The organism is Acinetobacter halotolerans (assembly GCF_004208515.1).
Taxonomy (GTDB): Bacteria; Pseudomonadota; Gammaproteobacteria; order Pseudomonadales; family Moraxellaceae; genus Acinetobacter; species Acinetobacter halotolerans.
On the sequence record NZ_SGIM01000010.1, the window covers coordinates 95,702 to 118,653 of the forward strand.

Consider the following 22,952-nt stretch of genomic DNA (forward strand, 5'->3'; position numbering starts at 1 on the left):
AGACTAAGCTTTTGAATGTTCGTCGTGTCCCGATAGCCTTACGTTTATTTCTGACTGTGCTACTGACCACCTTGCTGATCGCGACGATTAGTTTGGGAGTCTTGCACTGGACCATGCAAAAGAACTTTGCACGTTATGTTGCTGATGTAGAAATGCAGAAGCTAGATCGACTCATTGCCAATTTAGCCAATGTATATACGATTTATCATGATTGGGGCAATGCGGTTCAGGCACAAATTTTACAGATTGAAGGGACGGCGGCACCTGACGATTATGACCGGTTATCTCAATGGTGGTTGCGCCGTCAATATGACATTGCATTACAACAGCGCTATTTTAATGAGCATACTTTATTAAACCTTTCTCCTACATTGACTCAGAACAATACTGAAATAAGAAATCGTCAGATTTTTAATGAAGAAGAGCTTAGTGTTCTAAAGCAAAACTTACCTTCAGAATATCAACCGTTTGAAGGTTTACGCTTTCCGCTAAGTCCAAGTCAGTTTCGTTTAAAGAAAGAAGATTCAGACAATACCCAGCAACGTAAATCCAATAACTCAAATGAGCAGGGAAAAAAACGTTTTGTGTCGATTCCTGATCGCTTGGGCTTAAGTTCTCGATTGTCTTTATACAATGAAAAACATCAATTTATTGTAGGCGAACCAACTACAGATCAAATTTCATATCGTCCGATTATGGTTGAGCAAAAGGTGGTTGGTTATCTTGGCTTAAAGCCCGTATTGGACCAAGATGATGCATCAAGTATCAATTTCTTTAGTAATCAAAAACGTTATTTATTTTTAGTATACGTCTTAACCGTATTATCGAGTATGGTTGCTGCTTTGTTGATGGCAACTTATTTTAAAAAGCCAATTCAGCGATTGCTCAAAGCGACTTTAGAATTAACGAGAGGTAATTATCAACATCAAGTGTTGATTAAACGAAATGATGAATTAGGTGATTTGTCCAATCAATTGAACCATTTAGCAGATATTCTACATCAGCATGAGCAGTCTCGTCGTCAATGGGTTGCGGATACTTCACACGAACTGAAAACACCGCTAGCCGTGCTGCAAGTCCAAATTGAAGCCATGCAAGATGGAATCCGTAAATCGACACCCGAACACTTAGCTGCGATGATGCGACAAGTGGAGAGTTTAAAGAAATTAACCCAAGATTTAGCCGATTTAGCGCAAGCCGAAGCACAACAATTGAAATGTTATTTTGCTGAGGTAAATCCATGGGATATCGTGTTACAAGAGCTTGATAACTTTAAGTCAACTTTTGAGCAGCATCAGCTTGAAGTTTCATACGTAGGCGAAGATGCTCTTTTATCTTTGGATCGTGATCGTTTTAAACAGATTATCGTCAATTTATTCGGAAATTGTGTCCGCTATACCGAACAGGGTGGAAAAATACAGATTCACACTCAACAAAATGAGCAACAATGGATACTGTATGTGGATGATAGTCCGTTAGGTGTGAATGATGAGCAGTTGGCACGCTTAGGCGAGCGTTTCTATCGTGTCGATGATTCGCGTACTCGTAGTACAGGTGGAACTGGTTTAGGTTTGGCGCTTTCATGTAAGTTAGCGCAAGCATTGGGTGGCTCGTTGACCTTCGATCATTCACCACTGGGTGGATTGCGTTGTGTACTGACTTTTCCAAAACAAATGAAATAACTTTGAGATCCTCTTTTGATTGAGGATGATGAACAGGATGAAAACCATGAAACATATTATGTTGGTTGAAGATGAAGTTGAACTAGCACAGTTGGTTCGTGATTATTTAGAGGCAGCTGGTTTTGAAGTCAGCATGTTTCATGATGGTCAGGATGCTTATAACCACTTTCAGCAACGTAAACCTAGCTTAATGATTTTGGATTTGATGGTGCCGCGGATGGATGGTTTGACCATTTGTCGTAAAGTGCGTGAACAGTCAGATTTGCCAATCATTATGGTGACCGCCCGTACTGAAGAAATTGATCGGGTACTGGGCTTAAATATGGGTGCGGATGATTATATTTGTAAGCCTTTTAGCCCGAAAGAATTGGTCGCACGTGTGCAAGCGGTTTTACGCCGTTTAGAACGCAAAGCCGAGCCTGAGCAAAATGATTTATTCCGTATTGATAAAGCACAGCAACGGATTTGGTATCAACAAAAAGCGTTAACTTTGACCCCGACAGAATTCCGTTTATTGGAACTGTTTTTAGAGCACTTAGGACAGGTGTATTCACGTGCTCAGTTGTTGGATCATATCAACCCTGATAGCTTTGATGTGGCAGACCGTGTGATTGATAGTCACATTAAGAATCTACGACGCAAAATCTCTGATGCTGCCGAAACGGGGAATCGTCATGAATGGATTCAAGCTGTGTATGGCGTAGGCTATCGTTTTGAATATCCTGATGAGTAAATAAAAGTTTATCCTGTGGGTAACCACAAGTTTATCCACAGAAAATGTGGATAGTTTTAAATAATTATGGATGAATTTTGATTTTGGTATTGTTATCCACCAATTGCCAGATTTCATCCATATCAATATTGCGTACAGCGATACAACCTAAAGTCCAATCGCCTTGCGGCATATAAGTTGCGCTAGAAGGGATGGATGTTCGATCTTTAGGGACTGTACCGTGAATCATAATATCGCCACCCGCAGATTGACCATGTTGTTGTGCATAGGCAAGGTCAGCTTGATTGGGGTAAGAAATATGCAGGGATTTATAAAAAGCACTTTGTGGATTGCGCCAATCAATTCGGTAATCACCTTCAGGCGTTTTTCCATCACCTTCAAATTGTTTATGTCCAATTGGATCGAAGCCTAAACGCATTGGGTAATCACGTACGATCTCATCATGGTGTTTAAGGTGAAGACGACGTTTTTCTTTAAAGACTTCGATCTCGGTAATTGGCTTGCTTTGTTTAAGCTGCTGAATCTCTTCATTCGAAAGTGCTTGGGGCACAGGGGTTTGCTGTGGTGAAATCGAGCTTGGGATATATTGTTTATAATGATAAATCGCAACGCCGATGATGATCATAAGTATAACAACGCATAGCGTCAGCCAAGCTTTCATGAATCCAAACCTCATTTATATAAAATAAATAGCTCACTTGAGCCACGATAGTGGCGCAAGTGAACCCAAATTGTTCGGAATTAAGATGAACAACTCACTACAACCTCAGGCACATCATTTGGCAATGGTGCGATATCTTGGTCGGTTTCTAAATCAGGTTGCTTCTGATAAGGTTGATTGAGCAGTTTAAATAGACGTTCAACTTCGCTAAAATCACCACGTTCAGCCAGTTCGATGGCTTTTTGCGCCATATGATTGCGTAAAACATAATGTGGATTTACTTGTTGCATTGCCTGATCCAATTCAACAGTATCTTGATGCTGACGAATGTTTTGATAACGTGTGAGGAAGTCATCAAACTGCTGCACATGAATACAATCATCTCTTAAAGCTTTGTAGTCGTGTTGCTGTAAACGAATAAAACTTTGGGTGTAATCCAGTTGCTCTGTTTGCAAAATTCCGAGGAAAGCAAAACTACAATCTAAACTGTCTTTATGAAAATTGGGTAGTCCCATTTTTTGACATAAACCCTGACCATAATATTGTAAAAATGTCGGTTCATATTGTTCTAAACATTGCGCCAAATCATGTTTGAATTGTTCCTTATCTTCAGGCTTTGCCAATGGAATCAGTGTATTTAACCATTTCCAAAGATTCCAATGTCCAATACTCGGTTGGTTTTGATAAGTATATCGTCCTTGATAGTCAGAATGGTTGTTGATCCAGTTTGGTCGGAAGCGTTCTAAAAAGCCATAAGGCCCAAAATCTAGCGTTGAACCAGTAATGTTTAGATTATCGGTATTCATGACGCCATGTGCAAAACCAACGAGTTGCCATTGGGCAATCATCAGCGCGGTTCGATCAATCACCGCTTGAGCAAAAGCGAGAATTGGTTGTTCAGCATTTAAACATTCTGGATAATGCCATTCGATACATTTTTGTGTGAATTCCGGCAAAAGCTCAGGTGCGTATTGATTGATCCACTCAAAATGCCCGAGACGAATATGACATTCGGAGGTGCGTAATAACATGGCACCTAGCTCTAATGTTTCACGTTGAACCCCTTGGGTCGAGGTGGTAAAACCAACCGCATGACTTGAGGCGATACCCAATGCATTGAGTGCATGACCCGCTAAATACTCTCGAATCACTGAACGTAGTACCGCGCGACCATCGCCCATACGAGAGTAGGGGGTCGCACCCGCACCTTTGAGGTGTAGGTCTATGGTTTGACCTTGCTGATTTAAAATTTGCCCGATCAACAAACCACGGCCATCTCCAAGCTGCCCAGCCCACTGTCCAAACTGATGGCCTGCATAGACCATGGCCAATGGGGTGAATTCAGAAAAAGTTTTTTGCCCACTACAAATCTCAACCCAGTTGGCTTTATCCTCTTCACTCCATTGCAATTCGTCAGCTAAGACTGCATTGAAATGCCCTGCTTTCGCACCACGTAATGGGGTGGGCTGTTGCTGATGATAAAGCTTGGAGTCGAGAGACGCATAACGTGGATTAAAATGCATAAGATAGAAATCTTGAAAGGGCAGAGCAAAGACTATAGCAAATTTTGATTTGAGTCGCGATTAAAGCAGTGTAAGGGCGGCAGCTTGTACATGCACGTAGGCATAAAAAATGGCCTCTTAAAGAGACCATTTTAGAAAGCATTGAGTTATTCAGAAACAGGCGTTTTTTTGATGTTACGCATTAATGTTTCTAAACATTCACGATGATGACTTAAGCGATGTTCAAGTAATTGGAAATCAACTTTAAGCTTGTGGTCGATTTGATGGATTCTTTCAGCCATCGCCGCCTTTTTCGCTTGAAGTTCTTGCTCTTTCAGCTTTGCCCAATCATTTAAAGTTAGGGTAAATGCATCATATTCTTGTGCGATACGTTGTTTCATTTGAGTAATGTCTGTGTTGACATCATGACCGTAAATCGCCAAATCCTGCTCAGCATATTTAAAGCGCATTGCAAGCTCAGCTTTTTTGATATTAAAGCTTGGAATACGACGTAAATTTTTGGCTAAACCGAGTTTAGAACTGGTCCAAATCAACCATTTTGTTGGGTCATACTGCCACCATTTCACGCCGTTACGATAATCGTATTGGAAAATATGGTGATAGTTATGATAGCCCTCACCCCAAGTGAAAATAGCCAAGACAAAATTGTCACGTGCAGTATTTTCATCGGTATAAGGACGTTTGCCCCACATGTGGCATAGTGAGTTAATGAAGAAAGTAACATGATGGCTAATGATTAAACGTAGTAAACCACCAAGTAAAACTACACCCCAAATGTCGCCGACAGCCCAACCAATACCCCCTAAGACACCAACATGGACAGCAATCACTAGTGGGACATAGTATTTGTGTTGGAACATCACCAGTTTATCATTCAATAAATCGGGTGCGTTTTTATAGTCAGGTTCAGATGGTGAGTGATCACGAATCATCCAGCCTAAATGAGCATACCAAAAGCCGCGTTTAATTGAATACGGATCTTGATCAATGTCATCGACATGACGATGATGAGTACGGTGACCTGAAGCCCAAAACAAGATACTGTTTTGAACTGCAAAAGTACCGCCAATCATCAGTAAGATTTTGAGTGGTAATGCCGCATCATAAGCACGGTGTGCCCAAAGACGGTGGTAACCTGCTGTAATTCCTAAGCTACTTAAAGCCAAAAGGAAAAACAAACTGACCCAAGCACTTACACTAAAATCATAATAATAAGCATATAAAGGGATTAAAATAGCAGCAAGAATTGGAGTTCCAATTAAGGTAATGCTAGCAGTCCAGTTAATGGGTGCTTTTTTGAGTGGGGCGGAATTCATATCCGTCAGCGCTCCTAATAATCTTGTTCACACAAGATAATAAAACTAAACGAGATAGCAAGACCAATCATGACGATATATTGCTATTTTAGTCCTGATATTAACATGCTCAAATCAATAAGCACTAGTATTATTCTACAGTTGTATCGAAAGAACCGTAACAGAATTCGTTTACCACATCGGCTTATCTATTAAAAGGTGAAACAAATCAATGTCTGAGCAAATTATCGTGAAAAATCCCATTTACGCTTTGAAGGCATATGTTCACAAAACTTTAATACTTTCTGCTGTTTTGATGCTTGCCGCTTGTCAAAGTCAACCAACTCAAGTGCAAAACAAGACCTTACAACCCAAACATGGTAACCAATTACCGAGTTTGCAGGTTCGTAAGAGTATAGATGGAATACAAGATGTTGATTGGCAAATTACCATGATTCAGAACAAGCGTGCGTTGTTCTTTAACCAATACCCGAGTTTTTCGCTGAACTCAATTAGCAAGAGTGTTTCTGGGCATACGGGTTGCAACAATATGTATGGGGGCTACACCTTCGATTTTGCTCAGCGTAAACTTGATTTTGATGTGAGAGCCGGTCATTTGAGTTGTAATAAAGCATTGGCACAAGAGGCTGATCTATTAGATGCCATTCAACGTGTTCAGCGTTTTCAATTTGATGGAACTCATTTGTATTTGCTAGATGCGAAAGGGCAGCGTTTGATTCAGGCACAAAAGAAAAAATAGAGGAAAATGGTGGAATTTATTCCACCATTTCTATAAGGATAAATGGTGCAACATGGTGCTTGGAATATCAGTAATTAAGCCATGGATACCTAACTGCTGTAAATGTTTAGCTCGTTCTATATCGTTGACTGTCCAAACACTGACATTTAGATCTACTTGGTGAGTGAGTTTAATCATCTCATCTGTTGCAAGTTGATCTTTCCAACCTATTTGATGACACCCATATTGCTGAGCCAATTCAATTGCATGTTCAGCGATGGGAATCTCAACCAATAAACCACGTTTAAAATGACTCTGATACTGTTGTAATGCAGCTAAAATTTTGACATCAAAGCTGGTAATAATTGCCGTTTGCTCAAATCCTTTAAGGTCTTGGTGTAGCTGGATAATCAGCTTTTCCGCAGCAGCTTCATCAGGCACCGCTTTGATTTCAACTTCGATATGCTCGAAGTCGGTTAAGCATGCCATGACTTGCACTAAACTCGGCGTGTATTCTGGTTCAGCCCAAGTTTGCCATAGATGGCGATGATCGAATTGTTGAGCCTGAGCTAAGCTGCAGCTTTCGACATGCTGCGACAGGCCTGTGGTACGAATAAAGTTGTCATCGTGAATTACAACCAGTTGCTCATCTTGAAGTTGTCGAACATCAAATTCGACAGCACGAACGCCAAGACCATGCAGATAATGAAACCCACCTAAGGTATTTTCTGGTGCTTCACCACGTGCTCCACGATGACCGATGATTCGCATTTATGTGCTGCCTAATATGGTTATTCTGGATCAATACTGTCATTAATATTTTTCTGCCACAACACTTCACTGCCACCTTCAGCACGTTGTAACGCACGAGAAGCGACAAATAACCAATCTGATAGACGATTGAGTAATTGTAATGCTGTTGCTTGAATATTCTGGTCACGCGCGTGCACTGACATCAATGCGCGTTCTGCACGACGACATACCGCACGTGCTTGGTGTGCATAGCTACACGCTAAAGTACCTGACGGTAAAATAAACTCTTTCAGCATCGGTAAGGATTCATTCATGCGATCAATTTCTTTTTCTAGAAATTCGATGCAAACAGGTTGAAGTAGGTGGTAATTCGGAATGCAGACTTCACCGCCTAAATCAAAGAGCCAATGTTGAATCAAGCTCAGGCTTTGGTCCCATTGATGTTTATCACTGATTTGACTCGCGCTAATTTGTGCGCGAAGCACGCCAATCGTCGCATTGAGTTCATCGACATCCCCCAAAGCGGTGATACGTAAGTCATCTTTGGCAACACGTGAACCGTCGCCTAAACCTGTTGTGCCTGAATCACCTGTACGTGTATAGATTTTACTTAAACGATGTCCCATCGGATTTCCTAAAATAAAAAAGAGGCAATGCGGTCAAGACATTACCTCGAAACTGGAGTTAAGAAAATATGTTTATGATGTTATCGCAAGATTAATAACGGAATGTGACACCTGCTGAAGCTAAGCGACCGCCATTGATGTAATAACTGCCACTACCATATGCTGTACGATATTTTGAATCACCTACATTTTGAATGTTCGCAAAGATATCGACATTTTTATTTAATTTGTACTGTCCATGCATGTCTACGCGGAAATGTCCAGGGATTTGAACATCGTCAAAGGCACTGTTGTCGTAATCATCATTCGCAAGCATTGTGGTCGAGAAAGTATATTGTTCATCTGTCCAACCTGCAGTCAAAGCAATATTCTGACGAGGGCGACGGCTTAAATCTTCATCATTTTTCTTATTTTTAGCACGTACATAGTTATAGCTTAAATTGGTAAAAAGGTTTTCACCTTGCCATTTTACATAAAGCTCACTACCTTCCATTTTAGCTTTATCAAGATTTCTCATTTGATTAAGAACACCATCAAAGTCAATTAGATTATCGACTTCAGTGGTATAGAGAGATAAACCTGTTGAAATATTGTAGGCTAGTTTTTGATCTAAACCTATTTCATATGAAAAGCTTTCTTCTGGTTTGAGATCGGGATTTCCGCCGTAAGCATACATATCATTCAGTGTTGGTGCTTTAAAGGCAGAACCAATATTTGCATAGATACTAGTTAATGGAAGAACTTGATAACGGACAGAGCCTTGAGCAACGGTATGTGTACCGAATTTTTCATTGTCTTCAACACGGATACCAACTTGGGTATTTAATCCAGCTTTGTCATATTTGTGTTGGATATAATAACCTGTTGAATCAATATCTTCTTGATATGGTGAGCCATACGAAAGAACATCACCATCAATATTTCTTTGTGTTATACCGACCAAAATCTGTTGATTTTGGGTAAAGCCCCATTGGCCAAAGATTTCAGATTCTTGCGTTTTGCTATGTACGAAATCAGTTGAATTATTCTGATCTATTTCATCTTTAAATTGAGAGAAACGGGCATGTAGAGCTAAATTCTCGAGAACGTTGAAACGTCCTTTGACATTAATGATTTCGTTTTTAAAATTTTGTGAAATCAGGTTGCCGTAGCTATCGTAATCGCTATAACCTTTGTTCTCGCTATAATCAACTGACATAGCATATTGTTCTTTATCTAGCCCAACTTTTGCACTGTAACCTTTTTGATCAAATGAGGCATTAGGTGCATTTTTTACTTCTTTTACAGGTGTACCATCTGTTTCTAGTCGTTGACCACGAATTTGTGCATAGAAACCATTTTCGGATAGGTCTGCTCCGACTACTGATTTGTAAGTTTTGTCTTCACCGATTTCACCTGTCACAAAAGCAGCCGTTTTTTCAGGTGTTTTTGAAATCAGTTGTACTACACCAGAAATTGCATCTGTACCATATAAAACAGAAGCTGGGCCTTTTAGAACCTCAATTTGTTTAATATCTGTTGTATCAATAAATGGTAAAGAGGCTGCACCTGAAGTTGCTGAATTTAGACGGACACCATCTCTTAGAACAAGAGTTTGTTCTGACTTGCCGCCACGTAGAAAAATTGATGCTGTTTGCCCATAACCACCGCTTTGGACCATATTGATCGAAGCGTCTGTTTGTAATAGTTGTGGTAAAGATGCAATTGGAGATTGCTCAAGGATTTTTGGTTCGATAATGTTAATTCGAGCAGGTACTTCACTGATTTTCTGTTCAGTACGAGATGCTGTTACAACAATGGTATCAAGTGAAGCTATTTTATCAGTTGTTTGTTCTTGAGCAAAAGCAGGAGAGGAAAACCCCATCGCAATAGCGATAGCACCAACTAAACGAGTCGGTTGAAAAGTAGTAGACATGATGTTGCTCCATACATTCACCCTTCGTGAATGTTTGCGTAGAAGATAACAACAAGCAGGTCTCCGGACTTCACTATATCATCACAATGATGATGCTATTAATCATCTTCCCACATCATTCAGATGCAGTGATTTGGCGTAGAGCTAAGATTAATAATACGGTGTTACCGTTGCGAGGGCAGTGTTGGACTTACACCAACTTCCCTATAAGCAAAAGAAATTGCTTTAGACTTGTTGCAAAATTTATCAAAGTATAAAGTGTTAACGTTTTTTAAACAATCGCATTTCGGAATGAACTTTGCCCTATGATGGTCAAATTGCATTACAATACGATGGTTTAAAAGTATTCATTTAAAATTGGACATGACATGCGCCAAATCCAACTGCGAACTCGCGCCAAGATTTGTGGAATTACCCGAACACAAGATATTCACGCTGTTGTGCAAGCTGGTGCGGATGCGATCGGTTTGGTATTTTTCCCACCGAGTCCACGTCATGTCAGCATTGAACAAGCTCAATCATTAGCAGTGCTCGTTCCGCCGTATGTGCAATTGGTGGGCTTGTTTGTGAATGCAAGCCCCGCAGAAATACAAACGGTGCTTGATTCAGTTCCTTTGGATGTATTACAACTACATGGTGATGAAACACCTGAACAATGCCAACAGATTGCTCAACACTGCAAGCGTCGTTGGTATAAGGCGATTCAGGTAAAACCAGATATCGATGTTGTGACCGAAATTCAGCGTTATCAAGCTGCGGGCGCTAGTGCAGTCTTATTAGATGCATGGCATCCTGAGCTAAAGGGTGGAACAGGGCATAGCTTTGACTGGAATCAATTTCCACAACTTGATATTCCACTAATTTTGGCAGGCGGACTAACCCCTGAAAATGTGAGTGAAGCTATTGATACTACAGCTGCTTTTGCTGTGGATGTCAGCGGAGGCGTAGAGTCCGCAAAAGGTATAAAAGACCAACAACTCATTGAAAAATTTATGCAAGGAGTCCAACGTGGATCAGCAAAATCTTAGTCAAAAAAATCAGACAATTGACTATACCCAGTTTCCAGATGCTCGAGGGCATTTTGGTATTCATGGTGGACGTTTTGTGTCAGAGACGCTGATGGCTGCACTTGAAGATTTAGAAAATCTTTATGGTCGTATGAAAAATGATGCACAGTTTTTGGCAGAATTTGACCGTGATCTTGCGTTCTATGTTGGTCGTCCTAGCCCACTTTATCATGCAGAGCGATGGTCACAGCAGCTCGGCGGTGCGCAGATTTACTTGAAACGTGAAGACTTAAATCACACAGGTTCACATAAGGTCAATAACACCATTGGTCAGGCCTTATTGGCAAAACTATCAGGTAAAAAACGTATCATTGCAGAAACAGGTGCTGGTCAGCATGGCGTTGCGACGGCAACGATTGCAGCGCGTTTAGGCCTTGAGTGTGTGGTATTCATGGGTGCGGAAGACGTTAAACGTCAAGCGATGAATGTATACCGCATGCGTTTACTTGGTGCCAAGGTTGTGCCTGTGCAAAGCGGTTCAAAAACATTGAAAGATGCCATGAACGAAGCGATGCGTGATTGGGTCACCAATGTGGATAGCACTTATTACGTGATTGGTACCGTGGCGGGTCCACATCCCTATCCGCAGCTAGTTCGTGATTTCCAGTCGATTATTGGTCGTGAAGCGCGCCGTCAAATCCAAGAGCAAGCAGGGCGTTTACCTGATGCCTTGGTGGCTTGTGTTGGTGGTGGTTCAAATGCAATGGGCTTGTTCTATCCATTCTTGAATGATCAAGATGTGAAAATGTACGGTGTTGAAGCTGCAGGCTATGGTATTGAAACAGGTAAGCATTCGGCACCATTGAATGCAGGTCATGTGGGCGTATTGCATGGTAATCGTACTTACTTGATGTCTGACGAACAAGGTCAGATCATTGAGACACATAGTATTTCAGCAGGTCTTGATTATCCAGGTGTAGGACCAGAACATAGTTTCTTAAAAGATATGCACCGTGTTGAATATGTGCCGATCAATGATGAAGAAGCGTTACAAGGTTTCCGTGATTTAACCAAGATCGAAGGGATTATTCCTGCGCTTGAAAGCTCTCATGCCATGGCCTATGTCACCAAACTTGCGCCAACGATGTCTAAAGATCAAATCATTATCGCCACTGTTTCAGGTCGCGGTGATAAAGACTTGATGACTGTTGCACGTATTGATGGTGTGGAAATGGTTGAGATGTAAATCTCAGCGGAATAAAAAAACAGGGAAGCAAATGCTTCCCTGTTTTTTATTGTCTAAAACCTATTATGGAATCAGCTTGATACGATTTGTCGCAGGTGCATTAAGCGGTGAGTTTTGAGTCACGTATTTCTCTAAAACATCAATATCTTGTCCGCCACCGATTGGGTTCTTCCCTTGTTTTAAAACAGTGAAGTTATCACCACCATCGGCAATAAAACTATTCACAGTAACGCGATAGACTTGAGTATCGACCAAAGCTTGTCCTGCAATCATGATATTGCTGGCGCGAGGAGATACTGTGGCATCTTGTTTATACGAATAACTGAATTCTTTTGACGGCTGTAATATCCGAGTGGTTGCCGCATTGGCACCAGACCATTGTTGTTCTAATAGCTCACGAATTTGTTTGCCTGTGAGACTCAGGGTGACTAACGAATTACCAAACGGTTGTACGCTGAATACATCACCGAAGGTAATTTGATTACTACTATTAATCAATAAGTCTGCGCGTACACCACCCGCATTCATCAATGTAAAATCCGAACCTTGATTGCTGGCTACAAGTGCTGCCGCTTGTTGAGCATCCGCAATCAAATTACCCAGCGCGGTTTCGCCACTTTCAGTACGATTACGATCAATAACAGTGCTTGCTGATCCAACTACACGCCCGGAAATTGTCGCAACGGCTGGACGGTATTTATCTAATATCGCTTCGATACTTGGTGTTTTACTAAACTTTTGGTATAGATCCGTTAAGCTGACCGTGGTCGTCCCAGAGGTATAGCTTTCGCTTTGCACGGGAACTTGGGTCGCGTCTTTCTTGATCACATCACCTGTTTTTCCATCTAGTTCGAGTTGGATATTGGTAATGGCCGTACCATATTGTCCAGCAGATGTGAGTAAGAACGGTTTTTGTGGGTTTTGGGTTGCATAGTCACAGATATAAGATTGATGTGTATGACCCGATACCACAACATCAACCGCAGGATCTAAGCGTTCCAATACATCGATTAATGGGCCACTCAACCCATCACAGGTTTTCTTGTTGAATTTGGTACTTGGCGCAACGCCTTCATGCACCACCACCACAATCGCTTCAATCCCTTGTTTCTTTAACTCAGGAATCAATGCATTGACGGTATCTGCTTCATCATGAAAGTTGACATCGGTAATGCCAGCAGCAGAAACGATGCTCGGAGTTGCCTCTAAAGTAAGCCCAACAAACGCAACAGGGATGCCACCATAAGTTTTGACTTTATAGGCAGGAAAAAGCGTCTTGTTTGGATCGGCTTTCATGGAAACATTGGCAGCGAGGAAGTTAAACTTTGCCCCAGTGAAGTTTGGATTGATTTGACATGGCTTAGTACTGGTGTATTGCTGACAGCCACCATTTTGTAAACGACGAAGTTCATCGGTTCCACGATCAAACTCATGATTTCCCACCGCATTAAAATCGATTTGAATATCATTCATTACTTCAATGGTCGGTTCATCTAAGAATAACGATGAGATTAATGGGGAAGCACTAATTAAGTCACCAGCCGAGACCACAGCATTATTGGGATATTGTGCCCGTAATTTTTTGATTGCATCGGCAAAGTAGCTGACACCACCAACAGGTATTTGTACCGTTTTACTATGGTCATGTGGATCATCTGCTTCAATAAAGCGTTTAGGTGGTTCTAAATTGCCATGAAAGTCATTAAAGGCAAGAACATTGATACTTTGATTTTTTCGTTCGGTTTTAGGTGCTTGATTATCATCATTATCATTACAGGCGGTTAGCGCCAACAGCATTACACACAGTGCATTTACTTTAAAAATAGTTCGCGTCTTCATGATTTTTTGATCAAGTGGTATAAGATTGTTTTTAAAGATAAAACCTCAGTATGAATGTTTGATGAAATATTGAACTTTAATGTGAATGAAATAAAGATCGAGTGAAGTTGAAATGTGCTCAAAAATTGTGAACGGTTTTGAGTAAATATTATGAATTAGCGGCTATGATAGACAGGATGCTCTCATGCGGTCACGGAATCAAAAATCATGGATTTGATACAAGCCAATGGTCAGCCACGTTATGGGCGTTTTGATCAGGTACCCTCTGGAATTAACCTCGATGACTATATCTATAAAACGCCGTATGGTCAGATACTTAAAGGCTGGCGTAAACAGTTAAAATATAAGAAATTCAAGTTTTGCGGTATACAGCATGAGCACTACAGTATCGGCGTCGCAATCGTTGATTTATCGTGGGCTGGACATGCTTTCTTTTATATCTATGATCATCAAGCTGAACAAGTGATTGAATGCAATGCAATTCAACCTTTTGGCTATCAAACCAAGCTGGATGAACAACCGCTATTTAGTCAAAGCTATTTTAAAAAATCAGGTTATTGTTTTAACATGAAACACACCAATGGTGTGCGTTATATCCAAATCACCAGACATGGTGAAGTTCAGCTTAAAGCGCGTATCTTTTGTGCGGGAACTGATGCACTGAGTTTATGTAGTCCAACTGGGATCAATGGTTGGACGTATACGCAAAAGCAAACCACCTTAGCGGTTGAAGGTTATTTTATAAGTCCAAAACAGCAACAGATAAAATTTAATGCACAAAGCCTTGCATCATTAGATGATACCTGTGGTTTTTTACGCCCTGAAACGGCTTGGTTTTGGTTGTCTTGTCAGTTCCGTGATGAACAAGATCGTCGTATTGGACTTAACCTTGCATCGGGTGTGAATGAAAGCTTTGGCAATGAAAATGCCTTGTGGGTCGATGGTCGCTTATATCCACTCACGGATGTTTTATTTGAACAGCAGAATGAAAAGTGTTGGTCAATTCGCTCTTTGGATGCCCGATTAAACTTGTTGGTGCAAACAGGGTGGTGTCGTTTTGAAAATATTAATTTACGTTTGATTGGAAGTCAGTTTAATCAATGGCAAGCCAAAGTGAGTGGCACGATTGAGCAAGAAAATGGTGAATTGCTGGTGTTGAGTGATCAGTATGGTTTATTGGAACAGCACTATGCAAAGTGGTGATTATTGAGAAATCTTTCCAAACCTCCCTTTAAAAAAAGGGAGGCGCTAATGAGATTTTATATTGCTGCTTGCCAAAAAGCTTCACCCGCTGCAATTGGGTCATTGGTTTTGGCTAAAGTATCAATCCAAACATCGTATTGACGAATAATTGGGTGTTGATTTGGATGGAAGTCTTTTTTAAACCAGTCGCTATATTGCGCTCTTTTTGCCGTCAAAATACCGTTGCGACCAAAGAACCAAGGTAAGCCTTTACGCGCCATATCAAAACGTTGTCTTAAACTAAAACCATCACATTTTAGCATCACGTCGGTACGGTAAAGGGTAAATCCAAACATTAATACCGTCGTAATTACCAATGCAGATTTACGGGTAAACTCAGGCACTTCGCCGACTTGTTGCATTACATCAAATGCCACATCACGATGTTCCATTTCTTCAATAGCATGCCAAGCAAACAGGGCACGAACAAAAGGATCTGCATCCGCTAAGGTTTCTTTTTGGCTATAGAAAGTATCCGCCATCAGTGCAGTTAAATGTTCTGCTGCGGCAGTCATGGCAATATTGTATTGTGGAGAACGATTCTTCAATTCAAATTTAAATATTTTCTTTAAACGATGGGTGAATTGATCAACAGGCATACCTTGTTGTTTCATGACTTGGTTCATTTTGTCATGCGCAATCCCATGTTGAGCTTCTTGACGAATGAAGTCCGTGACGCGTTCCTGCAATTCAGGATCATTGATTTTGTCACGAAATAAGCGGACACATTCAATGAAATAGCGCTCACCATCAGGAAATGTGAGGCTCAAGGCGTCAAACATACGGGTACGGAACGGATCGCCTCCAAACCAAAAACGAGGTGCTTCATTTAAGTGGAAGTCTAAGTTCGTTCTTACGATTGGATCAACCTGATAGGATACATGTGCATTCATCGGTGCTCTTCCTTTTCTTTTAATGTACTCAGTATGGCGAAAGTTCGATGAAATGTTTTGACAGTTACAGCCAAGTTTTATACAAATAGCGACAGATTAGGATGAGATTGGCGCATGTCAGTTAAAATAATTATTGGATACTTACGATTGTTAAATCGTGTTTTACAACAAGAACACATTGATTTATCTGGAGTTGTTGCACCTGAGCTTTGGCAGGATTTTGCTGCGTGTTTAGAAAACCCAGATGAACAAGAGTTTGATGTCGAGCGTTATGTCGTACTGTTACGCGCTGCTCAACCTTATTTTACCCGACCAATTACGCTTGTTTTAGCTGAACATGCCAATTTACAAGATCTCGGTTTAATGGGGTATTTGGCTTCAACCAGCTTAGATCTACAGCAAGCGTTACAGTTATTACAGCGTTATTATTCTCTGATTTTTAAACAGACCAATTTAGAACAACTCGATGTACAACAATTTTCAGATTATATTCAAATTGTATGGAATGCCTCGTATCCTGATTATCGTGAGATGTATGAATTGAACTTGGCGCTGATTTTTAAAATTGCCGAATCAATTGCACAAGATACGCTCATTCCACCACAAATGATTCAATTTGGTTATGCGCCGCATACTGCGTTATATCATTTTGAAAAGTTTTATGGATGTTCAATACAAGTTCATGCTGGACAATACGCTATTCGCTTTCCTCATCAGATTTTAAAAGCCAAGAGTATTGCAGCAGATCAACAGCTCAATCAGGTTTTATCGAGTCAAGCACAGCAATCCTTGAATAGCATCAGTTCCGTTGAAATACAGCAACAACAATTTAAACAGAAAATTCAAAGTTATATTGAGCAAGGTTTATTGCAGCAAGAAGAAGTTTTGCAACGTTATGTCGCCAAGCGGTTGCATTGTTCTGAACGAACTTTACAGCGCCAGCTTAAAGCCTATCAATTGAATTTTCAGGAAATTTTAGATCAATATCGGTTGGAGCAAAGTAAGCTTTATTTGCAGCAAGGCAAGTCATTTTCTGAGATTGCAGAACGTTTAAATTATGCGGATCAAAGCGCATTTGGGCGTGCGTTTAAGCGTTGGACAGGTTTTACACCAAAGCAATTTTTAAAGTCTCTTTAGTTTTCAGAACAAAACTAAAGAGACTCATATGAATTTTTAAGATGTTCTTAAGCGTGGATAATTAAATACAATTGCCAGTATCGCAAAGATAGCTAAAATCCAGCAATAGTAGATATGTCCAATCAATTCTATAGGCGAAAGTTTGGCTATCGAGCAGGCAAGAAGTAATTGTGCGCCATAGGGGATAATCCCTTGGGTTACACAAGAAAAAATATCAAGTAAAGCGGCACTACGTTTCGGATCAACCCCGTATTCTTTGGCGACCTCACGTGCCATATCTCCCGATAAAATAATCGCAACAGTATTGTTGGCAACGAATAAATTTGAGAAGACCACAAGGAAACTAATGCCTAATTCACCTGCACGTTGTCTTCCAAATTTAAATAAGCGAGTAATCGCGTAGATCCGTTGGATTAACCATTGTAAACCGCCTTCTTTTTGCATCAAAGCTGACAGTCCGCCAAGGAGCATGGAAAGTAATGCCACCTCAAACATGCCCACAAAACCGTTATAAATTGAATTATTCAATTGCAGCAGGTTGAATTCTGGCTTTTCAATAAGCCCCATAACCCCAGATAAAACCACACCAATCATTAAAACAGCAAGTACATGTAAGCGACTAAATGCGAGGAAGAAAATGGCTAGATAGGGCAGAATTAGCCATAAATCATACGGCTTTGATTGAATCTCCTCGGCATGCTGGCTTAATGAAACATAAACAATCAAGCTGATCAATGCAGCAGGCAAAGCAATCCAGATGTTGACTCTGAATTTATCTCTTAATTCAACATTTTGGCTGCGTGTCGCGGCAATAGTCGTGTCTGAAATCATCGATAAGTTATCACCAAACATTGCACCACCTACCACGGCACCAATGGCATAAATAGGAGCAATATCGGTTGCTTGAGAAAAGCCAAATGCAATCGGGGCACAGGCTGCAATGGTACCCATTGACGTTCCCATTGCTGTTGCAATAAACGCGGAGATGATAAACAGCATGGGTAAAACATACTCTGCTGAAATCAATGAAAGCCCTAGTTGAACCGTAGCATCGACACTGCCAATGGTATTGGAAACGCTGGCAAATGCGCCCGCCAACATAAACACCATAAACATCAAAATCAAGTTAGGATGACTTGCGCCCTGTAGGAAATCTTCAATAGCAGTATTGAGTTTTTGTTTGTAGAGGAGTAGTGCAAGAATCACTGCTGGAACAGCAGCGACAGGGGCTTTTATTTGATAAAAGGCAAATTCTGTCCCAATCATTGAATGATAAATACCACTCCCTAGAAAGATGATCAAAAATACCAATAGAGGTAGCAACGCAAGCGCATTACTGTGCACTTTTTCCTGAGAGTGGGAAGACATAAAATCAAAAGAACATTCAAAAATTGCGCATAGTATAAAGGAGCTTGGCCAATTTCTAAAATGTAGTGGGATTGGACTAAAATTAGGAAGCTTTGATCATTGAGAAAAAATCCAAAATATAGATAAATGTATCAGGGCTGTTGTTGGTGGCAATAATCAACACTGCAATCATCTCAAACGCTGTTCAATGTACAAAAAATAGCGTTACAATGCAGTGTTTTTTGTACGACTACAAACAACTCCTCAACATAAATCAAGGAAAGCATAATCCTATGTCACGTCTTGCCACTCGTTTTGAACAGCTTAAATCTCAGCAACGTAAAGCGCTTGTTTCTTATGTGATGGCAGGTGATCCGCATCCACAGGTAACCGTTCCATTACTTCACCAAATGGTTGAAGCGGGCGTTGATGTTATTGAATTGGGTCTACCATTTTCAGATCCAATGGCAGATGGTCCAGTGATTGCCTTAGCCGCTGAGCGTGCTTTGGCTGGTGGAACCAATACCTTAGATGCGTTGAATATGGTCAAAGAATTTCGTCAACAAGACCAAACGACACCTGTTGTTTTAATGGGTTATCTAAACCCTGTTGAAGTGATTGGTTATGAAAAGTTTGCGGCTTATGCGAAAGACTGTGGTGTTGATGGTGTTCTTCTCGTGGATTTGCCACCAGAAGAATCACAGCAGTTGGGAGACATCTTAAAACAAAATGAGATGGATCAAATCTTCTTGCTTGCACCAACTTCGACCGATCAGCGTATTCAACATGTGGTCAATCAAGCCAGTGGCTTTGTTTACTATGTGTCACTCAAAGGTGTGACTGGTGCAGCGACATTAGATACCTCAGAAGCAGCAGCGCGGATTGCAAAAATTAAATCTAAAACTAATGTGCCAGTCGGTGTTGGTTTTGGGATTAGTGATGCAGCGTCTGCAAAAGCCATGGGACAAGTTGCCGACGCTGTGATTGTAGGCAGTGCTTTCGTTAAATCTTTTGCAACATTGCCAGCCGATGAAGCTGTGCAACAGACGGTGAATAAAGTGAAGGAGCTTCGAGCTGCGCTCGATGAGTTAGTATGAGTCAAGACGTAGAAATCATAACAGGGAAAGTATTGCATCCTGCAACCCCTTGGACGGAGCGTGAAGTTCCTGGGATTCAGGTCGCGGATCAACAACAGATATTCAAAGCGACGTTTACTGAGCCAACGATTGAGTGTCCTGAGTGTCATGCACTGGTTACTCGTACTGCGATGTCATTCAATGCTTATGTTTGCCCACAATGCGATGAACACTTACGCATGCGTGCGCGTGATCGTTTGAATTGGTTTTTTGATCAAGTCAACACTGAGTTAGGTCAAGAGTTTAGTGCCAAAGATCCATTGAAGTTTGTGGATACAAAGTCTTATCCAGATCGTATGCGTGAAGCACAAGATAAAACGGGTGAAACAGAAGCACTCGTGGTCATGCAAGGTTCTCTGAAAGGTTTAGATTTAATTGCTTGTGCTTTTGAATTTGATTTCATGGGTGGTTCAATGGGTACAGTTGTGGGTGATCGCTTTGTACAAGCGGCTGAACGCGCGATTGAACTGCATCAACCTTTGATTTGTTTTGCTGCTTCGGGTGGTGCACGTATGCAAGAAGGGATGTTGTCCCTCATGCAAATGGCACGTACCTCGGCTGTGATTCAAAAAATGAAAGAAGCACGTGTACCTTATGTAGTGGTATTGACGCATCCGGTTTACGGTGGCGTAACGGCATCATTGGCCATGCTGGGTGATGTACATATTGCTGAGCCTAAGGCCATGATTGGTTTCGCAGGTAAACGTGTGATTGAGCAAACGGTGCGTGAAAAACTGGAAGAACCTTTCCAACGAGCAGAATATTTGCTTGATCATGGGGTAATCGATCAGATTGTTCACCGTCATGCGTTACGTGATACTGTATATCGACTTGTTGCAAAGCTGATGAATTTACCTTGAAACCGCACGACCCACATTCAAAAGATACATTAACAACATGGCTCGATTATTGGAGCCATGTTCATGTTACAGGCATTGATTTAGGCCTAGAACGCGTCATCCCTGTCGCTGAAAAGTTAGGTGTGATGCAGCCAGATGCGAAAGTATTTACAGTCGCGGGTACCAATGGTAAAGGTTCAACCACAACCACGTTAGCCGCTATTTTAAATGCACAAGGCTATAAAGTTGGTCTCTATCAGTCACCGCATATTTATCGTTTCAACGAGCGTGTGAAGTTGGCTGGTGTGGAAGTCGATGATCAAACTTTGATTGATGCTTTTGTTTTGGTCGATCAAGCTCGCCGTGAATGTGGTTTATCACTCTCTTTCTTTGAAGCAACCACTTTGGCTGCTTTCGTTATTTTTAAACAGCAACACTGTCATGTTTGGGTACTCGAAGTGGGTTTGGGCGGGCGGCTTGATGTGGTCAATGTCATCGATCCAGACATTGCTGTTATCACCAATATTGGCTTAGATCATACTGACTGGCTTGGTGATAGCATCGAAAAAATTGCGTTTGAGAAAGCAGGCATTATTCGCCCAAATATCCCCGTTATTTTTGCAGGACAACAACAACTACCTCAAGCAGTTCAAGATAAGGTGACTGAGACTCAAGCTCACTTGTCTGTTTTAAATCGAGATTATTTTTATCAGCTCAATGATGATGGTCAAACATGGTCATTTGCATCATCAGGAACGACATTGCAGCTCCCAGTCGGGCAGTTAGCGCTTGATAATATTTCTACGGCTGTCGCTGCTGTGCTCCTGAGTGGTATCGAAATATCCCAAACAGCAATAGCACAAGGAATCCAACAAGCAGCTTTGCAGGGACGTTTTGAAATACGTCAGATTCAAGGTAAAACGGTGGTTTTCGATGCAGGTCACAATCCGCATGGTGTTGAATTTTTATTGAAGCAGTTGCGAAAATTCCTAAAATACAATAAACAGTACACAGAAGTTGTTGCAGTATTTTCAATGTTGGCAGATAAAGACATTGCATCGGTCACTGATTTACTAAAAACAACAGTAAAAAATTGGTTTATTGCTAATTTAGATGTGCCTAGAGCCGCGCCAGTGCAACAGTTACATGATGCATTGCACGGTCAACAGGTACATGAGTTTGGCAGTATCCAACAAGCTTTTGAAACTGCGCTGAACAAATGTAATAACAATCAGCTGATTTTAGTCTGTGGTTCGTTTCATACCTTAGAAGCGGTCTGGGAGTATTTAGAACAATGTCAATGAATAACAAACAACGCTGGATGGGCGGCGTTGTTTTACTTGGAGGTGGTGTTTTATTGGCAGCATTACTTCTTAAAGGTAATGAAGAAATAGAACAAGACAAGACACAAGCTCAGATTGAACACCCCAGTGCTCAAACTGAGTCTAAACCAAAACTTGCACAGCCTGCTCAAGATAGTGAAATGGTGTCATTGCAACCAATGGCTGTTGATATCGAAACAGAAAAACGGTTGCTGGAAGAACAGCGTCATGCACGTGAGAAAGCTGTTGCTGAACAAGAAGCGCTTGCCGCTGATTTTTTAAAGATGCAACAAGAAGCAGAAGCTGCTGCTGCACGTAAAGCCGCAGAGGAATATGCTGCAATTAATGCCCGTCGAAATGCTGCACAAGAAAGCTCGGATAATATTCCACCAGAGTTGATTGAGGATGACAAAGTCAAAGCACAACGACTTGCAGAAGAAAAGCGTAAGTTGGAAGAAAAACGTAAAGCTGAAGCAGAGAAAAAAGCCGCTGAAGATAAACGTAAAATTGAAGCAGACAATAAGTTAACTGAAGAAAAACGTAAAGCCGAAGCAGAGAAAAAAGCTGCTGAAGAAAAACGTAAAGCTGAAGCAGAGAAGAAAGCTGCTGAAGAAAAACGTAAAGCTGAAGCAGAGAAGAAAGCCGCCGAAGATAAACTTAAAGCCGAAGCAGAGAAAAAAGCTGCTGAAGAAAAACGTAAAGCTGAAGAAGCCGCGAAGAAGAAAGCGGATGCTGAAAAGGCACGTGAGCTTTTGGAAAATGGCGATAAGAACTGGATGGTACAGGTGGCATTGGCTGCAAACCAAGCCAACGCTGATGCAGTGGTATCTAAATTACGTGCGAAGGGCTACAAAGTCACAACCAGCCCAACCTCTAAAGGGATTCGTATCATGGTTGGTCCTTCAAAGGATCGAGAAACTGCCGATGCCGCGCGTAAGAAAATTGCGGCAGATGAAAGTTTAAATATGAAATCAGCTTGGGTGATTGATTGGGTGCCACTTGATCAACGTTAAGTGA

The 22,952-nt window shown here is 41.2% G+C and carries 20 protein-coding genes and 1 riboswitch; of the genes, 11 read left to right on the top strand and 9 right to left on the bottom strand.

Going from position 1 to position 22,952, the window contains the following annotated elements; genetic code table 11:
* Positions 1 to 11: 11 nt before the first annotated feature.
* Both baeS and EXE30_RS12255 read left to right on the top strand, forming a co-directional pair.
* Positions 12 to 1,682: a sensor histidine kinase efflux regulator BaeS gene (gene baeS / locus EXE30_RS12250; RefSeq protein ID WP_130162622.1), complete on the top strand. Its 1,671-nt coding sequence runs from the start codon at positions 12 to 14 to the stop codon at positions 1,680 to 1,682.
* A 46-nt stretch (positions 1,683 to 1,728) separates the two neighbouring features.
* Positions 1,729 to 2,415: a response regulator gene (locus tag EXE30_RS12255; RefSeq protein WP_130162623.1), complete on the top strand. Its 687-nt coding sequence runs from the start codon at positions 1,729 to 1,731 to the stop codon at positions 2,413 to 2,415.
* 64 nt (positions 2,416 to 2,479) lie between these two features.
* Here EXE30_RS12255 and EXE30_RS12260 read toward each other — a convergent pair whose 3' ends face one another.
* The 3 genes from EXE30_RS12260 to EXE30_RS12270 form a co-directional block, all read right to left on the bottom strand.
* Positions 2,480 to 3,076, bottom strand: a complete 597-nt coding sequence (locus tag EXE30_RS12260) for a L,D-transpeptidase family protein (RefSeq protein ID WP_130162624.1) — start codon at positions 3,074 to 3,076, stop codon at positions 2,480 to 2,482.
* An 80-nt stretch (positions 3,077 to 3,156) separates the two neighbouring features.
* Positions 3,157 to 4,599, bottom strand: coding sequence for a protein adenylyltransferase SelO (locus tag EXE30_RS12265; protein ID WP_130162625.1), 1,443 nt, complete (start codon positions 4,597 to 4,599; stop codon positions 3,157 to 3,159).
* Positions 4,600 to 4,745: 146 nt separating this feature from the next.
* On the bottom strand, positions 4,746 to 5,915 hold the full coding sequence (locus EXE30_RS12270) for an acyl-CoA desaturase (RefSeq protein ID WP_130162626.1): 1,170 nt from the start codon (positions 5,913 to 5,915) through the stop codon (positions 4,746 to 4,748).
* 211 nt (positions 5,916 to 6,126) lie between these two features.
* Here EXE30_RS12270 and EXE30_RS12275 point away from each other — a divergent pair, with 211 nt between their 5' ends.
* Positions 6,127 to 6,654, top strand: coding sequence for an META domain-containing protein (locus tag EXE30_RS12275; protein WP_130162627.1), 528 nt, complete (start codon positions 6,127 to 6,129; stop codon positions 6,652 to 6,654).
* Between the two features lie 30 nt (positions 6,655 to 6,684).
* Here the strand turns inward: EXE30_RS12275 and EXE30_RS12280 are convergent, their stop codons facing one another.
* The 3 genes from EXE30_RS12280 to EXE30_RS12290 all read right to left on the bottom strand — a co-directional run bounded on the left by EXE30_RS12280 (position 6,685) and on the right by EXE30_RS12290 (position 9,927).
* A complete protein-coding gene (locus EXE30_RS12280) occupies positions 6,685 to 7,404 on the bottom strand; it encodes a glycerophosphodiester phosphodiesterase (protein WP_130162628.1) in 720 nt (239 codons plus the stop codon).
* Positions 7,405 to 7,424: 20 nt separating this feature from the next.
* A complete protein-coding gene (locus tag EXE30_RS12285; RefSeq protein ID WP_130162629.1) occupies positions 7,425 to 8,012 on the bottom strand; it encodes a cob(I)yrinic acid a,c-diamide adenosyltransferase in 588 nt (195 codons plus the stop codon).
* A gap of 91 nt (positions 8,013 to 8,103) precedes the next feature.
* Entirely contained in the window at positions 8,104 to 9,927 is a 1,824-nt protein-coding gene (locus tag EXE30_RS12290; protein ID WP_130162630.1) for a TonB-dependent receptor plug domain-containing protein, read from the bottom strand.
* Between the two features lie 37 nt (positions 9,928 to 9,964).
* A riboswitch (cobalamin riboswitch) is annotated at positions 9,965 to 10,177 on the bottom strand.
* 118 nt (positions 10,178 to 10,295) lie between these two features.
* On the opposite strand from EXE30_RS12290, the gene EXE30_RS12295 reads away from it, so the two are divergent.
* Positions 10,296 to 10,955: a phosphoribosylanthranilate isomerase gene (locus EXE30_RS12295; protein ID WP_130162631.1), complete on the top strand. Its 660-nt coding sequence runs from the start codon at positions 10,296 to 10,298 to the stop codon at positions 10,953 to 10,955.
* A complete protein-coding gene (trpB, locus tag EXE30_RS12300) occupies positions 10,936 to 12,180 on the top strand; it encodes a tryptophan synthase subunit beta (protein ID WP_130162632.1) in 1,245 nt (414 codons plus the stop codon). Before EXE30_RS12295 ends, trpB begins: the two co-directional genes overlap by 20 nt.
* A 63-nt stretch (positions 12,181 to 12,243) precedes the next feature.
* On the opposite strand, the gene EXE30_RS12305 is transcribed toward trpB, so the two are convergent.
* Complete coding sequence (locus EXE30_RS12305; protein WP_130162633.1) at positions 12,244 to 14,019, bottom strand: bifunctional metallophosphatase/5'-nucleotidase; 1,776 nt, start codon at positions 14,017 to 14,019, stop codon at positions 12,244 to 12,246.
* A 207-nt stretch (positions 14,020 to 14,226) separates the two neighbouring features.
* Between EXE30_RS12305 and EXE30_RS12310 the strand changes: the two genes are divergently transcribed.
* The gene (locus EXE30_RS12310; protein WP_130162634.1) at positions 14,227 to 15,222 is read left to right on the top strand and encodes a DUF2804 domain-containing protein; all 996 of its coding nucleotides are present in this window, start codon (positions 14,227 to 14,229) and stop codon (positions 15,220 to 15,222) included.
* Positions 15,223 to 15,278: 56 nt separating this feature from the next.
* Here EXE30_RS12310 and EXE30_RS12315 read toward each other — a convergent pair whose 3' ends face one another.
* A complete protein-coding gene (locus EXE30_RS12315; protein ID WP_130162635.1) occupies positions 15,279 to 16,154 on the bottom strand; it encodes a metal-dependent hydrolase in 876 nt (291 codons plus the stop codon).
* A 114-nt stretch (positions 16,155 to 16,268) separates the two neighbouring features.
* Between EXE30_RS12315 and EXE30_RS12320 the strand changes: the two genes are divergently transcribed.
* A complete protein-coding gene (locus EXE30_RS12320) occupies positions 16,269 to 17,291 on the top strand; it encodes an AraC family transcriptional regulator (RefSeq protein ID WP_130162636.1) in 1,023 nt (340 codons plus the stop codon).
* A gap of 36 nt (positions 17,292 to 17,327) precedes the next feature.
* Here EXE30_RS12320 and EXE30_RS12325 read toward each other — a convergent pair whose 3' ends face one another.
* The gene (locus EXE30_RS12325; RefSeq protein ID WP_130162637.1) at positions 17,328 to 18,659 is read right to left on the bottom strand and encodes a Na+/H+ antiporter NhaC family protein; all 1,332 of its coding nucleotides are present in this window, start codon (positions 18,657 to 18,659) and stop codon (positions 17,328 to 17,330) included.
* Positions 18,660 to 18,931: 272 nt separating this feature from the next.
* Here EXE30_RS12325 and trpA point away from each other — a divergent pair, with 272 nt between their 5' ends.
* The 4 genes from trpA to EXE30_RS12345 are packed head-to-tail and all read left to right on the top strand — an operon-like array spanning position 18,932 to position 22,948.
* Positions 18,932 to 19,735, top strand: a complete 804-nt coding sequence (trpA, locus tag EXE30_RS12330; RefSeq protein WP_130162638.1) for a tryptophan synthase subunit alpha — start codon at positions 18,932 to 18,934, stop codon at positions 19,733 to 19,735.
* Complete coding sequence (accD, locus tag EXE30_RS12335; protein WP_130162639.1) at positions 19,732 to 20,634, top strand: acetyl-CoA carboxylase, carboxyltransferase subunit beta; 903 nt, start codon at positions 19,732 to 19,734, stop codon at positions 20,632 to 20,634. The genes trpA and accD overlap by 4 nt, the downstream gene beginning before the upstream one ends.
* Positions 20,631 to 21,917, top strand: a complete 1,287-nt coding sequence (folC, locus tag EXE30_RS12340) for a bifunctional tetrahydrofolate synthase/dihydrofolate synthase (RefSeq protein ID WP_130162640.1) — start codon at positions 20,631 to 20,633, stop codon at positions 21,915 to 21,917. Before accD ends, folC begins: the two co-directional genes overlap by 4 nt.
* Positions 21,908 to 22,948, top strand: coding sequence for an SPOR domain-containing protein (locus EXE30_RS12345; RefSeq protein WP_130162641.1), 1,041 nt, complete (start codon positions 21,908 to 21,910; stop codon positions 22,946 to 22,948). The genes folC and EXE30_RS12345 overlap by 10 nt, the downstream gene beginning before the upstream one ends.
* Positions 22,949 to 22,952 lie beyond the last annotated feature (4 nt).

What these genes read in the sequence shown, in the direction of transcription:
- EXE30_RS12255 (WP_130162623.1), top strand. Translation starts at nt 1,729, where the DNA reads ATGAAACATATTATGTTGGTTGAAGATGAAGTTGAACTAGCACAGTTG.
- EXE30_RS12260 (WP_130162624.1), bottom strand. Translation starts at nt 3,076, where the DNA reads ATGAAAGCTTGGCTGACGCTATGCGTTGTTATACTTATGATCATCATC.
- EXE30_RS12265 (WP_130162625.1), bottom strand. Translation starts at nt 4,599, where the DNA reads ATGCATTTTAATCCACGTTATGCGTCTCTCGACTCCAAGCTTTATCAT.
- EXE30_RS12270 (WP_130162626.1), bottom strand. Translation starts at nt 5,915, where the DNA reads ATGAATTCCGCCCCACTCAAAAAAGCACCCATTAACTGGACTGCTAGC.
- EXE30_RS12275 (WP_130162627.1), top strand. Translation starts at nt 6,127, where the DNA reads ATGTCTGAGCAAATTATCGTGAAAAATCCCATTTACGCTTTGAAGGCA.
- EXE30_RS12280 (WP_130162628.1), bottom strand. Translation starts at nt 7,404, where the DNA reads ATGCGAATCATCGGTCATCGTGGAGCACGTGGTGAAGCACCAGAAAAT.
- EXE30_RS12285 (WP_130162629.1), bottom strand. Translation starts at nt 8,012, where the DNA reads ATGGGACATCGTTTAAGTAAAATCTATACACGTACAGGTGATTCAGGC.
- EXE30_RS12290 (WP_130162630.1), bottom strand. Translation starts at nt 9,927, where the DNA reads ATGTCTACTACTTTTCAACCGACTCGTTTAGTTGGTGCTATCGCTATT.
- EXE30_RS12295 (WP_130162631.1), top strand. Translation starts at nt 10,296, where the DNA reads ATGCGCCAAATCCAACTGCGAACTCGCGCCAAGATTTGTGGAATTACC.
- EXE30_RS12305 (WP_130162633.1), bottom strand. Translation starts at nt 14,019, where the DNA reads ATGAAGACGCGAACTATTTTTAAAGTAAATGCACTGTGTGTAATGCTG.
- EXE30_RS12310 (WP_130162634.1), top strand. Translation starts at nt 14,227, where the DNA reads ATGGATTTGATACAAGCCAATGGTCAGCCACGTTATGGGCGTTTTGAT.
- EXE30_RS12315 (WP_130162635.1), bottom strand. Translation starts at nt 16,154, where the DNA reads ATGAATGCACATGTATCCTATCAGGTTGATCCAATCGTAAGAACGAAC.
- EXE30_RS12320 (WP_130162636.1), top strand. Translation starts at nt 16,269, where the DNA reads ATGTCAGTTAAAATAATTATTGGATACTTACGATTGTTAAATCGTGTT.
- EXE30_RS12325 (WP_130162637.1), bottom strand. Translation starts at nt 18,659, where the DNA reads ATGTCTTCCCACTCTCAGGAAAAAGTGCACAGTAATGCGCTTGCGTTG.
- trpA (WP_130162638.1), top strand. Translation starts at nt 18,932, where the DNA reads ATGTCACGTCTTGCCACTCGTTTTGAACAGCTTAAATCTCAGCAACGT.
- accD (WP_130162639.1), top strand. Translation starts at nt 19,732, where the DNA reads ATGAGTCAAGACGTAGAAATCATAACAGGGAAAGTATTGCATCCTGCA.
- EXE30_RS12345 (WP_130162641.1), top strand. Translation starts at nt 21,908, where the DNA reads ATGTCAATGAATAACAAACAACGCTGGATGGGCGGCGTTGTTTTACTT.